Here is a 13,683-nt window from a genome sequence, read left to right as displayed (position 1 = left end):
AGACTCCTCCAGGGTCATTTGCCACTGCCCGCGACGCTTTCGCCGCCGCGGGTCAGGTAATAGGCGCCGAGGATCGGCAGCATGGTCACCAGCATCACCAGCATGGCGACCACATTGGTCACGGGCACGTCGCGCGGGCGGCTGAGCTGGTTGAGCAACCAGATCGGCAGCGTGCGTTCGTGCCCTGCGGTAAAGGTGGTCACGATGATTTCGTCGAACGACAAAGCGAAGGCCAGCATGCCACCCGCCAGCAGCGCCGAGCCGAGGTTGGGCAGGATGATGTAGCGGAAGGTCTGCCAGCCATCCGCGCCCAGGTCCATCGAGGCTTCGATCAGGCTTTGCGAGGTCCGCCGCAGGCGGGCGATGACGTTGTTGTAGACGATCACCACGCAGAAGGTCGCGTGGCCGACCACGATGGTGAACAGGCCAGGTTCGATGCCCAGGCTCTTGAACGCGGAGAGCAGGGCGATACCGGTGATGATGCCAGGCAAGGCAATCGGCAAAATCAGCATCAGCGAGATGCCCTCCTTGCCAAAAAAGCTGCGCCGGTACAGCGCCGCCGAGGCCAGGGTGCCGAGCACCAGGGCAATCAGCGTGGCCAGGCAGGCAACCTGCAGCGACAGCTTGATGGCTTCCAGCACATCCGGGCGAGCGAAGGCCACGCTGAACCACTTCAGGGTAAAGCCCTGGGGCGGGAAGCTGAACGCGGCGTCTTCGGTATTGAAGGCGTAGAGGACGATGATCAGGATCGGGAAGTGCAGGAACAGCAACCCGCCCCAGGCCGCCAGGCGCAAGCCGGTTGATGCGTTTTCAGAGTGCATCGAATGCCCCCAGGCGCTTGACGATGGACAAGTAGACCGCGATCAGCACGATAGGCACCAAGGTAAACGCAGCGGCCATTGGCATGTTGCCGATCGCCCCTTGTTGGGCATAGACCATGCTGCCGATGAAGTAACCGGGCGGGCCGATCAGCTGCGGCACGATGAAGTCGCCCAGGGTCAGGGAGAAGGTGAAGATCGACCCCGCGGCAATGCCCGGGATCGACAGCGGCAAAATCACCTGCCAGAAAGTTTGCCTGGGCCTGGCCCCGAGGTCCGCCGAAGCTTGCAGCAAGGACGGCGGCAGGCGCTCCAGCGAGGCCTGAATCGGCAGGATCATGAACGGCAGCCAGATGTACACGAACACCATGAAGCGCCCCAGGTGCGAGGTCGACAGGGTACTGCCGCCAACGCCAGGCACTGTCAGCACCGCCTGCAGCAGGCCGTCCAGGTGCAGCACCTGGACGAACCACTGGGCCACGCCGCCCTTGGCCAGCAGCAAGGTCCAGGCGTAAGTCTTGACGATGTAGCTGGCCCACATCGGCATCATCACCGCGATGTAGAAAAATGCCTTGGTCTTGCCGCTGGTGTAGCGCGCCATGTAGTAGGCGATCGGGAAGGCCAGCACCGCGCTGGCCAGCGAGACTGCCACTGCCATGCCCAAGGTGCGCAGGATGATGTCGAAGTTCGACGGGTTGAACAGCGCCGCGAAATTGCCCAGGGTCAGGTCCGGGGTCACCGCCATGGTGAAGTCGTCGAAGGTATAGAACCCCTGCCACAGCAGGTTCAGCAACGAGCCCAGGTAGATCGCCCCGAACCAGGTCAGTGGCGGGATCAACAGCAGCATCAGGTAGAGATTGGGGCGCCGGTACAACAGGTTGGAGAACCTGCGCAGCGGGCTTGGGTTGGCGCGCGGGGCGTTCATCTCAGCGGCCCTCGTCGAGCACGGTTTCCTGCAGCGCCGTCATCGCTTCACGGGGCCAGCGCGCCAGTACCCGCTGGCCGGCCTGCCAGGTTGGCGGCTGTGCCTGCCAGCGGTCGTTGGCCTGGCTTACTGTCAGCAGCTGGCCGCTGTCCAACTGCAGCTCGAAGCGGGTCGCGCTGCCTTGATACTGCACGTCGTGCAACAGGCCACTGACTTGCACTTCATGGCTGGCAGCGGCCTGTTCGCCCAGGCGGATATGCTCGGGGCGGATGGAAAACGGCGCGGGGCTGCCATTGAGCTGCTCGGCCAACGCGCCGCGCACCACGTTCGAGGTGCCGACGAACTCGGCGACGAAGGTAGTGGCCGGCTTCATGTACAGGTTGCGCGGGGTGTCGACCTGTTCGATGCGCCCGCGGTTGAACACCGCGACCCGGTCGGACATTGACAGCGCTTCGGTCTGGTCGTGGGTGACGAAGATGAAGGTGATCCCCAGCTGGCGCTGGAGTTTTTTCAGTTCGCCCTGCATTTGCTCGCGCAGCTTCAGGTCCAGTGCCCCCAGCGGTTCGTCGAGCAACAGCACCCGTGGGCGGTTGACCAGGGCACGGGCGAGGGCGACGCGCTGGCGCTGGCCGCCGGACAGCTGCGCCGGTTTGCGCGCACCGTAACCGGCCAGCGCCACCATCGCCAAGGCCTCTTCAGCGCGGGCGTGGCGCTCGGCCCTGGCCACGCCTTTGACCTTGAGGCCGTAGGCGATGTTGTCGCGCACGTTCATGTGCGGGAACAGTGCGTAGTCCTGGAACACGGTGTTGACGTCGCGTTGGTAGGGCGGCACGCCTGCAGCTTCGACGCCATGGATGCGGATCGAGCCAGTGTTGGGTTGTTCGAAGCCTGCGATCAGGCGCAGGCAGGTGGTCTTGCCCGAGCCGGAAGGGCCGAGCATGGAAAAAAACTCGCCATCTTCGATGTCGATGCTGACCTGGTCGACGGCCTTGACCTCGCCGAAGGTGCGTGAAACGTGGGTGAACTGGACGGCTAGGGGCATGGGCGGTACTCAGCTGTGCTTGTAGTGCCTGCACCGCCCCTTTCGCGGGGCAAGCCCGCTTCCACATGGACCGTAGCGACGCTGCCCTTGTGGCAGCGGGCTCGTCCCGCGAAGGGGCCGGTGCAGGCTCATTCGACCTTAGCGTCCACCCATGATCGCAATATAATCCTGCGTCCACCGGCTGTACGGCACGAACTTGCCCCCCTGGGCCTGCGGGGTCTTCCAGAAGGCAATCTTGTCGAAGTTGTCGAAGCCATTGGTCTTGCACCCTTCGGCGCCCAGCAGTTCGCTGCCGGTGCAGGCCGCAGGCACAGCGGGCAACGAACCGAACCAGGCCGCCACATCACCTTGCACCTTCGGTTGCAGCGACCAGTCCATCCATTTGTAGGCACAGTTGGGGTGTTTGGCCTCGCTGTGCAGCATGGTGGTGTCGGCCCAGCCCGTGGCGCCTTCTTTCGGAATGGTCGAGGCCACCGGCTGGTTCTCGGCTTTCAGGCCGTTGACCATGTAACCCCAGGAGCTGGACGCGGCCACACCTTCGTTCTTCACATCGCTCATCTGCACCGTGGCGTCATGCCAGTAGCGGTGAATCAGCGGCTGCTGCTGGCGCAACAGTTCGAGCACCGCCTTGTACTGGGTCTCGTTCAGTTCGTAGGGGTCCTGGATGCCCAGTTCCGGCTTGGCCGACTTCAGGTACAGCGCCGCATCGGCGATGTAGATCGGCCCGTCGTAGGCTTGCACGCGGCCTTTGTTCGGCTTGCCGTCGGGCAGGTTTTGCGGTTCGAAGACCACGCCCCAGCTGGTCGGCGGCTGCTTGAATACCGTGGTGCTGTACAGCAGCACGTTCGGCCCCCATTGGTACGGGGTGCCGTAGGCTTGCTTGTCGACCACGTACCAGCCGCCGTTTTGCAGGCGCGGGTCGATGTTTTTCCAGTTGGGGATCAGCGCGGTGTTGATCGGCTGTACCCGCTTGCCGGCGATCAGCCGCAGCGACGCGTCGCCCGAGGCGGTGACCAGGTCGTAGCCGCCCTTGGTCATCAGGCTGACCATTTCGTCCGAGGTGGCGGCGGTCTTGACGCTGACCTTGCAGCCGGTTTCCTTTTCAAAGCCGGTGACCCAATCGTAGGCCTTGTCGCTTTCACCGCGCTCGATGTAGCCGGGCCAGGCGACGATATCCAGGCGCCCTTCGCCGGCTCCCAGGGCTTTGAGCGGTTCGGCGGCCTGCAGGCTGGCGCTGGCGAGCAACGCGCCGGTCATGGCGCCGAGCAATGCGGTCTTGTGCGCTGACATGGTGTTCCCTCTTCTTGGAGATCTAGGTCGGGGCAGTCATCAAGCAAGCAGTGGAGCGATTGTTATAAGCGTAGTGCGATTGCGCGAGGTATTGGCGATATCGAGTCTAGTTGGCTTTTTGCTGGCCAATGCAACATCCGGAAGCAAATCCCCCCGTGGCGATCGCGTGGGCAAGGCTTAATCTGGCCATTCTTTTGCGACGTCTGGAGGCACCTGAATGAACACCCGCGGACTGCTCGACCAACTGCTCAAGTCCGGCCAGCAACTGCTCGAAAAACAGGCCGGCAAAGGCGGCTCAGGCAAGCCCGGCACCAGCGCCGGCGGCCTTGGCGGCCTGCTCTCCGGCGTGGGTGGCGGCGCGTTGGGGGCAGGGGCGCTGGGCCTGTTGCTGGGTAGCAAGAAGGCCCGCAAATATGGCGGCAAAGCCCTGACCTACGGTGGCCTGGCTGCGCTCGGGGTGCTGGCCTACAAGGCCTACGGCAACTGGCAGGCGCGCCAGCCGGGGGCAGGGCAGGCGCCCGAGCCGCAAACCCTCGACCGCCTGCCACCGGCCCAGGCCGAGCAGCACAGCCAGGCGGTGCTGCGCGCCCTGGTGGCAGCGGCCAAGTCCGATGGCCATATCGATGAGCGCGAGCGCGCCTTGATCGAAGGCGAGTTCACCCGCCTGGACACGGACCGCGAACTGCAACACTGGCTGCACGATGAGCTGAACAAACCGCTGGACCCGGCCGAAGTGGCGCGTGCTGCGCAAACACCGGAAATGGCCGCCGAGATGTACCTGGCCAGTGTAATGATGGTCGATCATGAAAACTTCATGGAGCGCGCCTACCTGGACGAACTCGCCCGGCAGCTGCGCCTGGACCCGGCATTGCGCCAGGAACTGGAGAGCCAGGTGCGGCTCGCCGCAGGCCAATAGCAGGCGGCTTGGCTTGTCCATCAGGCAAGGATGCCTGAATACCCCGCATTTCAGCCGCAAAAGCGTAGGATGCCTGGGCTATACTTCGGCGATTTTTCCCGCTCGTTGTGAATTCCTGAGGGCTGAATGTGAAAAACTGGACCTTGCGCCAACGGATCCTGGCAAGTTTCGCCGTGATCATCGCCATCATGCTGCTGATGATCGTAGCCGCCTACTCGCGGCTGGTGGCGATCGAAAGTGCCGAGGAGGCAGTGGGGACCGACAGCATCCCCGGGGTCTACTACAGCTCGATGATCCGCAGTGCCTGGGTCGACAGCTACGTCACCAGTCAGCAATTGGTGGGCTTGTCCAACCGCCGCGAAATCACCTCGGCGGACCTGGAACTGTTCAAGAGCTTCGAGGACCGCCTCAAGCAGCACATGGCCAGTTACCAGAACACCATCAAGGACAGCGACGACCAGGCCCGCTTCGACAGCTTCGTGCAGCTGGAACAGAACTACATCAAGATCGTCGGCCAGGTGCTGGACACCTACCGCCAGCGCAACTATGACGAAGCCGAACGGCTGATCATCGAAGTGCTCACCCCGGCGTGGGTCGATGGCCGCAAGCACCTCAACGACGTGATCGAGAACAACCGTGCCTCGGCCGACGCCGCCACCCACGATATCGTCAGCGCCGTCAGCACAGCCAAGGGCAGCATGATGGTTTCGCTGCTGCTGGCAATCGTTGCCGCCGGGATCTGCGGGTTGCTACTGATGCGCGCCATCAGCGCCCCCATGCAGCGTATCGTCCACGCCCTCGACAGGCTGCGTTCGGGTGACCTGAGCATGCGCCTGAGCCTGGACCGCAAGGACGAGTTCGGCGCCATCGAAAGCGGCTTCAACGAAATGGCCGAGGCGCTGGCCAACCTGGTGTCCCAGGCCCAGCGGTCATCGGTGCAGGTGACCACCTCGGTGACCGAGATCGCCGCCACGTCCAAGCAGCAGCAGGCCACCGCCACCGAGACCGCTGCGACCACCACCGAAATCGGCGCCACCTCGCGGGAAATCGCCGCCACCTCGCGTGACCTGGTACGCACCATGACCGAGGTCACCTCTGCCGCCGATCAGGCCTCCAGCCTGGCCGGCTCCGGCCAGCAAGGCCTGGCCCGCATGGAAGAAACCATGCACCAGGTGATGGGCGCCGCCGACCTGGTCAATGCCAAGCTCGGCATCCTCAACGAAAAGGCCAGCAACATCACCCAGATGGTGGTGACCATTGTCAAGGTGGCCGACCAGACCAACCTGTTGTCGCTCAATGCCGCCATCGAAGCGGAAAAAGCCGGCGAATATGGCCGTGGCTTCGCCGTGGTGGCGACCGAGGTACGCCGCCTGGCTGACCAGACGGCGGTGGCCACCTACGACATCGAGCAGATGGTGCGCGAAATCCAGTCGGCGGTGTCGGCCGGGGTCATGGGCATGGACAAGTTCTCTGAAGAAGTGCGCCGTGGCATGTTCGAGGTGCAGCAAGTGGGCGAGCAGCTCAGCCAGATCATCCATCAGGTGCAGGCCCTGGCGCCGCGTGTGCTGATGGTTAACGAGGGCATGCAGGCCCAGGCCACCGGCGCCGAGCAGATCAACCAGGCGTTGGCCCAGCTGAGCGATGCCAGCACCCAGACGGTCGAGTCGCTGCGCCAGGCCAGTTTTGCCATTGACGAGCTCAGCCAGGTGGCAGCAGGCCTGCGTGGCGGCGTGTCGCGATTCAAAGTCTGACGACCATGAACGACCTGCAACCCCGCGCAGCGCAGGCAAGCGACGCCAAGGGCGCGTTGTACCTGCAGTTTCGCATCGCTGACCAGCGTTTTGCCCTGGATGTGCACGAGGTGATCGAGGTGCTGCCGCGTCGGCCGCTCAAGCCGATTGCCCAGGCGCCGTCGTGGGTCGCGGGCATCCTTGCGCACCGCGGCGCACTGGTGCCGGTGGTCGACCTGTCGGCACTGAGCTTTGGCCAGGCGGCGGCGCAACGCACTAGCACGCGGCTGGTGCTGGTGCGTTATCGGGGCGACTTGCAGCTTGGGCTAATCCTTGAACAGGCCACCGAGACCTTGCGTTGCCGCCCCGAAGAATTCCAGCCGTATGGCTTGGACAACGGCGACGCACCGTACCTGGGGCCCGTGCGCCAGGATGCCCAGGGCCTGGTGCAGCGCATCGCCGTTGATGACCTGCTGACTGATGCCGTGCGTGAGCTGTTGTTTGCCGATGAACGCGGGGCCTCTGCGCCAGGAATGCCGACATGATTGAACAGCGTTTCTTCCGCTATCTGCACGAGCGCATCGGCCTGGACGTGGAGTCGGTAGGTGCGCCGATGGTCGAGCGTGCCTTGCGCCAGCGCTGCAGTGCCGTGAACGCCGTGGACCTGGACGACTACTGGCTGCGCCTGCAGCAGTCGGCGGACGAGCAACAGGCCCTGATCGAGGCGGTCATCGTCCCCGAGACTTGGTTCTTCCGTTATCCAGAATCCTTCACGGCCCTGGTGGGCCTGGCCCATAAGCGCCTGGCAGAACTGGCCGGCGCACGCCCGGTGCGGCTGCTCAGCCTGCCGTGCTCGACCGGCGAAGAACCTTATTCACTGGCCATGGCGCTGCTCGAGGGGGGCATGAGCCCTGGCACGTTCGTGATCGATGGCATCGACATCAGCCCCCTTTCGGTGGCCAAGGGTGAGCAGGCGGTTTACGGACGCAATGCGTTTCGCGGCAGCGACCTGGGGTTTCGTGAGCGCTTTTTCGATGCGCTCGGTGACGGCCACCGCTTGCATGATCGCGTGCGTCAGCAAGTCAGCCTGCAAGTGGGCAATGTGCTGGACCCGGCCCTGGCCAGCCGCGATGGCCTGTACGACTTCGTGTTCTGTCGCAATCTGTTGATTTATTTCGACGTGGCCACCCAGCAGCGCGTGTTCGAGGTGCTCAAACGCCTGGCTCATCCGCAGGGTGTGCTGTTTATCGGGCCTGCCGAAGGCAGCTTGCTGGCGCGGCTGGGCATGCGCCCGCTGGGTATCGCTCAATCGTTCGCCTACGTGCGTCAGGAGGGCGCCGTGGCACCGGCCCGCGTGCTACCCGCGCCGCCAGCCAAGCGCGCGCTGCCGCCTTTGCCCCTGCCCGTGTACCCGCCGCCGACGCCGTCATTGGCGCGGCCGTTGCGAGCGCTTCCGTTCACTGCCAAGGCGCCACTGCCAGCGGACAGCAAAGGCGAGAACGAAGCCGAACTGCTGGCCAGCATTGCCCAGCATGCCAACGCGGGCGCCAGTGCGCAGGCGCGTGCCGCCTGCCAGCGCTACTTGAGCCAGTTCGCGCCGACGGCGCAGGTTTACTACTGGCTGGGCTTGCTCAGTGATACCGAAGGCGACGCTGGCCAGGCGCTTACCCACTATCGCAAGGCCCTGTACCTGGAGCCGCAGCACCCCGAAGCCTTGGTGCACCTGGCGGCCTTGCTCGCGGCCCAGGGCGACCTGGCAGGCGCCCAGCGTTTGCAGGCGCGTGCTGCACGGGCGGGACGGGAGCCTGAACGATGAGGGGTGAATCCGCGATGCAACTGCTTGCGCAGGACGACGAGCGCATCGACGACTGCTGGAACCGCATCGGCGTGCACGGTGACAAACAGTGCCCGCTGCTGGAGCGGCATATTCATTGCCGCAACTGTGACGTGTATGCCGCTGCCGCCACGCGCCTGCTCGACCGTTATGCCCTGCTGCAGGATGACCACGCCGCAGTTGCGCCAGCGGCCGAGGAATCGGTTGGCCGCTCCATGCTGCTGTTCAGGCTCGGCGAAGAATGGCTGGCCTTGGCGACCGCCTGCCTGGCTGAAATCGCCCCCTTGCAGGCGGTGCATTCGCTGCCGCACCAGCGTTCCCGAATGCTGCAGGGCGTCGCCAACGTGCGCGGTGCATTGGTGCCGTGCCTGTCGCTGGCTGATTTGCTGGGTGTGCAGCCGGCGGCTGGGCAGCAACGCAGCGGCCGCGAGATGCCGCGCATGCTGATCCTGGCTGCCGAAGGGGGGCCGGTGGTGATGGCGGTCGAGGAAATCGACGGCATTCACCGGCTTGACCCGACGCTGCTGGGCAGTGGCCAGGACGCTACCCACTTCACCGCGGCGGTGCTGCAGTGGCGCGGCCGCAGTGTGCGGGTGCTGGACGATCAACACTTACTGTCTGCGGTGCAGCGGAGCCTGTCATGACCCCAGAGCAAATGCGCGACGCATCGTTGCTCGAGCTGTTCAGCCTGGAAGCCGAGGCGCAGACCCAGGTGCTCAGCGCCGGCCTGATGGCGCTGGAGCGCAACCCCACCCAGGCCGACCAGTTGGAAGCCTGCATGCGCGCGGCCCACTCCCTGAAAGGGGCCGCACGTATTGTCGGGGTCGATGCTGGCGTGAGCGTGGCCCACGTGATGGAAGACTGCCTGGTGGCGGCGCAGGAAGGCCGCTTGCGGCTGAGCGCCGAGCATATCGATGCGCTGCTGCAGGGGACCGACCTGTTGATGCGCATCGCCACGCCGGGCGACGCGGGCGCCCAAGCGACACTGCCGGTGTTCCTCGCGCAGATGGCCAGCTTGCTGGACCCGGGCGCGGCACCGGCGTCGCTGCCAATGGCGATGGCCATGCCGTCGCCGACAGCGCCCGTGCCAACCCTGCCTGTCGAGCCCTTGGCGATGGCCCCCGAGCCCATGGACGTGGACGTCGAGCTTGAGCCCGCGCCGCGGCGCAAGGCCGGTAAACGCGCCGGCGAAGGCGCTGAGCGGGTGCTGCGGGTCACGGCCGACCGCCTCAACAGCTTGCTCGACCTGTCCAGCAAGTCGCTGGTCGAGACCCAGCGGCTCAAGCCTTACCTGGCCACCCTGCAGCGCCTCAAGCGCATGCATGGCCAAGGCATGCAGGCACTCGATGGTTTGCGCATGCAACTGGAGGACAGTGGCCAGAGCAGCGAGGTGCTCGAAGCCCTGGCCCAGACCCAGCGCTTGTTGGTCGAGACCCAGCAGATTCTGCAGCAGCAGGCCGCCGACCTCGACGAGTTCGGCTGGCAGGCCAGCCAGCGTGCGCAATTGCTCTACGACACGGCGCTGGCCTGCCGGATGCGGCCCTTTGCCGACGTTCTGGCCGGGCAGAGCCGCATGGTCCGTGACCTTGGCCGGTCTCTGGGCAAGCCGGTGCGCTTGGTGATCGAAGGTGAAAAGACCCAGGTCGACCGCGATGTGCTGGAAAAGCTCGAAGCCCCGCTGACCCACCTGCTGCGCAATGCGGTCGACCATGGCATCGAACTGCCAGAGCGGCGCCTGCTGGCAGGCAAGGCGCAGGAGGGCGTGATTCGCCTGCGTGCCTCGCACCAGGCCGGCATGCTCAGCCTCGAGCTGATCGACGATGGCGCCGGCATCGACCTGGAGCGCCTGCGCAGCGCCATCGTCGAACGGGCCATGTCGCCGGCCGACACCGTGGCGCGGATGAGCGAGGCCGAGCTGATCACGTTCTTGTTCCTGCCCGGCTTCAGCCTGCGCGACAAGGTGACTGAGGTGTCAGGGCGCGGGGTTGGCCTGGACGCCGTGCAACACATGATCCGCGAGCTGCGCGGGTCGATCGAATTGACCCAGCTGGCCGGGCAGGGCTGCCGCTTCCACCTGCAGGTGCCGCTGACGTTGTCGGTGGTGCGCAGCCTGGTGGTGGAAGTGGGCGGCGAAGCCTATGCCTTCCCGCTCGCGCACATCGAACGCACGCTGGAGGTGACGGCCGAGCAGATCGTGCAGATCGAAGGGCGTCAGCATTTTTGGCATGAAGGGCGGCACATCGGCCTGGTGGCGGCCAGCCAGTTGCTCAATCGCCCGGCAGGGCAAACCGAGGAAAGCAGCCTGCGGGTGGTGGTGATTCGAGAGCGCGAGCAACTCTACGGGGTAGCCGTGGAACGCTTGATCGGGGAGCGGGTGCTGGTGGTGATGCCCCTAGATCCGCGCCTGGGCAAGGTCCAGGACATCTCCTCCGGGGCATTGCTCGACGATGGCTCGGTGGTGCTGATCGTCGACGTCGAAGACCTGCTGCGCTCGGTGGAAAAACTGCTCAGTACCGGCAGCCTGGAGCGCATCGAGCGGGGCAACAGTGGCACCCGCGGCCTGGCGCGCAAGCGCATCCTGGTGGTCGACGACTCGCTCACCGTGCGCGAACTGCAGCGCAAACTGTTGGGTAACCGCGGTTACGAAGTGGCTGTGGCGGTGGATGGCATGGACGGCTGGAATGCCCTGCGCGGCGAAGACTTCGACTTGCTGATCACCGACATCGACATGCCGCGCATGGATGGCATCGAACTGGTCACCCTGGTGCGCCGGGACCAGCGCCTGCAATCGCTGCCGGTGATGGTGGTGTCGTACAAGGACCGTGAGGAAGACCGGCGGCGTGGCCTGGACGCTGGCGCCGACTACTATTTGGCAAAGGCCAGTTTCCACGACGATGCGTTGCTGGATGCTGTGGTGGAGCTGATTGGAGGTGCTCAGGGATGAAGATCGCCATCGTCAACGATATGCCCATGGCGGTGGAGGCGTTGCGCCGGGCGCTGGCCTTCGAGCCCGCGCACCAGGTGATCTGGGTGGCGGGCAACGGCGCCGAGGCGGTGCAGCAGTGCGCCGAGCAGCAGCCAGACCTGATCCTCATGGACTTGATCATGCCGGTGATGGATGGGGTAGAGGCGACGCGGCGGATCATGGCCGAAACCCCCTGCGCCATCGTCATCGTCACGGTCGACCGCAAGCAGAACGTGCACCGGGTGTTCGAGGCCATGGGCCATGGCGCGCTGGATGTGGTCGATACACCGGCCCTGGGCGCGGGCGATGCCCGTGAGGCGGCGGCGCCACTGCTGCGCAAGATCCTCAACATCGGCTGGCTGATAGGCCAGCAGCGCACGCCGGCCGCGCGCCCGGTTGCCACGCCATTGCGCGAGGCATCCCAGCGTCGTGGCTTGGTGGCAATCGGTTCGTCGGCCGGCGGCCCGGCCGCACTCGAGGTGCTGCTCAAGGGCTTGCCGCCGGCATTCCCGGCGGCCATCGTGCTGGTCCAGCACGTCGACCAGGTATTCGCCGCAGGCATGGCCGAATGGCTCAGCAGCGCTGCCGGCCTGCCGGTGCGCCTGGCCCGTGAGGGCGAACCGCCGCAGCCGGGGCAAGTCCTGCTGGCGGGCACCAACCACCATATCCGCCTGCTGCAAAATGGTCAGCTGGCCTACACTGCCGAACCCGTCAACGAAATCTACCGGCCTTCGATCGATGTGTTCTTCGAGAGCGTGGCACGCTACTGGAGCGGCGATGCGGTGGGTGTGCTGCTCACCGGCATGGGCCGCGACGGTGCCCAGGGCCTCAAACAGATGCGCCAGCAGGGCTTCCTGACCATCGCCCAGGACCAGGCCAGCAGTGCCGTATACGGCATGCCCAAGGCCGCCGCGGCGATTGACGCGGCGGTGGAAATCCGCCCGCTGGAGCGAATCGCCGGGCGATTGATGGAATTCTTTGCAAAATGACGATATGTATTGAATCACGCCGCCTGGTCGGCGGTGATCAGGTGAATAGGCATGAATGATCTACCGATCGAAGGTTTCGCGACCACCAACGAGAACTCGGCGATGGTGCTGTTGGTCGACGATCAGGCAATGATCGGCGAGGCGGTGCGTCGTGGCCTTGCCCATGAAGACAACATCGACTTCCATTTCTGCGCCGACCCGCACCAGGCCGTGGCCCAGGCCATGCGCATCAAACCGACGGTGATCCTGCAGGACCTGATCATGCCGGGCCTGGATGGGCTGACGCTGGTGCGTGAGTACCGCAACAACCCGGCTACCCAGGATATCCCGATCATCGTCCTGTCGACCAAGGAAGACCCGCTGGTGAAGAGCGCGGCGTTTGCTGCGGGGGCCAACGACTACCTGGTCAAGTTGCCGGACAACATCGAACTGGTGGCGCGCATTCGCTACCACTCGCGTTCCTACCTGACGTTGCTCCAGCGTGACGAGGCGTACCGCGCCCTGCGGGTCAGCCAGCAGCAGTTGCTCGATTCCAACCTGATGCTGCAGCGGTTGATGAACTCCGATGGCCTGACCGGGCTGTCCAACCGGCGGCACTTCGACGAATACCTGGAGCTGGAATGGCGCCGGGCCATGCGTGAGCAGCAGCAGTTGTCGTTGTTGATGATCGATGTCGACTACTTCAAGGCCTACAACGACAGTTTCGGGCATTTGGCGGGTGATGAGGCGTTGCGCCAGGTGGCTGAAGCGATCCGCGGCTCGTGCTCGCGGCCGACCGATCTGCCGGCGCGTTATGGCGGCGAGGAGTTTGCCCTGGTGTTGCCCAATACGTCCCCAGGCGGGGCGCGGCTGATTGCCGAGAAACTGCGCCAGACGGTGTTGGCATTGGGCATACCGCACACGGCGCCAGCGGCGGATTCGCGGTTGACGGTGAGCATTGGCCTGGCGACTCAGACACCGGCGGTGGGCGGGCATTGCCGGCAGTTGATTTCGGCGGCGGACAAGGGGCTGTACCTGGCCAAGAATGGGGGGCGTAACCAGGTGGGTATTGCTTGAGGTTGCGGCTACGGCGTAGTGCTTCGTAGTTCCGGGTGCAGGGTACCGCCCGGCGGGTCTGCCGCCATGCGTTGGACTCGGTTATACTCGCAGGCTTTTCACCGAATTCGCACGAGAG

The 13,683-nt window shown here is 65.0% G+C and carries 12 protein-coding genes; 8 read left to right on the top strand and 4 right to left on the bottom strand.

Annotated features, from left to right (window positions below; translation table 11 throughout):
- Positions 1–14: 14 nt before the first annotated feature.
- The 4 genes from OO306_RS16730 to ydcS all read right to left on the bottom strand — a co-directional run bounded on the left by OO306_RS16730 (position 15) and on the right by ydcS (position 4,075).
- Positions 15–821, bottom strand: a complete 807-nt coding sequence (locus tag OO306_RS16730) for an ABC transporter permease (protein WP_027595737.1) — start codon at positions 819–821, stop codon at positions 15–17.
- Entirely contained in the window at positions 811–1,743 is a 933-nt protein-coding gene (locus OO306_RS16725) for an ABC transporter permease (RefSeq protein WP_099428464.1), read from the bottom strand. Before OO306_RS16725 ends, OO306_RS16730 begins: the two co-directional genes overlap by 11 nt.
- A 1-nt stretch (position 1,744) precedes the next feature.
- A complete protein-coding gene (locus OO306_RS16720) occupies positions 1,745–2,785 on the bottom strand; it encodes an ABC transporter ATP-binding protein (protein ID WP_265969397.1) in 1,041 nt (346 codons plus the stop codon).
- A 138-nt stretch (positions 2,786–2,923) separates the two neighbouring features.
- Positions 2,924–4,075, bottom strand: coding sequence for a putative ABC transporter substrate-binding protein YdcS (gene ydcS, locus OO306_RS16715; protein WP_027595740.1), 1,152 nt, complete (start codon positions 4,073–4,075; stop codon positions 2,924–2,926).
- A 217-nt stretch (positions 4,076–4,292) separates the two neighbouring features.
- Here ydcS and OO306_RS16710 point away from each other — a divergent pair, with 217 nt between their 5' ends.
- The 8 genes from OO306_RS16710 to wspR all read left to right on the top strand — a co-directional run bounded on the left by OO306_RS16710 (position 4,293) and on the right by wspR (position 13,565).
- The gene (locus tag OO306_RS16710; protein WP_265969396.1) at positions 4,293–4,991 is read left to right on the top strand and encodes a tellurite resistance TerB family protein; all 699 of its coding nucleotides are present in this window, start codon (positions 4,293–4,295) and stop codon (positions 4,989–4,991) included.
- A gap of 128 nt (positions 4,992–5,119) precedes the next feature.
- Positions 5,120–6,742 carry a methyl-accepting chemotaxis protein gene (locus OO306_RS16705; RefSeq protein ID WP_099428466.1) on the top strand — a complete coding sequence of 541 codons (1,623 nt, stop codon included), beginning with the start codon at positions 5,120–5,122 and terminating at the stop codon, positions 6,740–6,742.
- A gap of 5 nt (positions 6,743–6,747) precedes the next feature.
- Complete coding sequence (locus OO306_RS16700) at positions 6,748–7,266, top strand: chemotaxis protein CheW (RefSeq protein ID WP_265969395.1); 519 nt, start codon at positions 6,748–6,750, stop codon at positions 7,264–7,266.
- Positions 7,263–8,537: a CheR family methyltransferase gene (locus tag OO306_RS16695; protein WP_265969394.1), complete on the top strand. Its 1,275-nt coding sequence runs from the start codon at positions 7,263–7,265 to the stop codon at positions 8,535–8,537. The genes OO306_RS16700 and OO306_RS16695 overlap by 4 nt, the downstream gene beginning before the upstream one ends.
- Entirely contained in the window at positions 8,534–9,199 is a 666-nt protein-coding gene (locus OO306_RS16690; RefSeq protein WP_027595745.1) for a chemotaxis protein CheW, read from the top strand. The genes OO306_RS16695 and OO306_RS16690 overlap by 4 nt, the downstream gene beginning before the upstream one ends.
- Positions 9,196–11,499, top strand: a complete 2,304-nt coding sequence (locus tag OO306_RS16685) for a hybrid sensor histidine kinase/response regulator (protein WP_265969390.1) — start codon at positions 9,196–9,198, stop codon at positions 11,497–11,499. The genes OO306_RS16690 and OO306_RS16685 overlap by 4 nt, the downstream gene beginning before the upstream one ends.
- Positions 11,496–12,509 (top strand): Wsp signal transduction system protein-glutamate methylesterase WspF, encoded by a 1,014-nt coding sequence (gene wspF / locus OO306_RS16680; protein WP_265969388.1) that lies wholly within the window; start codon positions 11,496–11,498, stop codon positions 12,507–12,509. Before OO306_RS16685 ends, wspF begins: the two co-directional genes overlap by 4 nt.
- A 51-nt stretch (positions 12,510–12,560) precedes the next feature.
- On the top strand, positions 12,561–13,565 hold the full coding sequence (gene wspR, locus OO306_RS16675) for a Wsp signal transduction system regulator diguanylate cyclase WspR (protein ID WP_027595748.1): 1,005 nt from the start codon (positions 12,561–12,563) through the stop codon (positions 13,563–13,565).
- Positions 13,566–13,683: the final 118 nt, after the last annotated feature.

This window comes from Pseudomonas sp. DCB_AW (assembly GCF_026240895.1).
Taxonomy (GTDB): Bacteria; Pseudomonadota; Gammaproteobacteria; order Pseudomonadales; family Pseudomonadaceae; genus Aquipseudomonas; species Aquipseudomonas kermanshahensis.
This window is presented reverse-complemented; position numbering and strand designations above follow the sequence as displayed.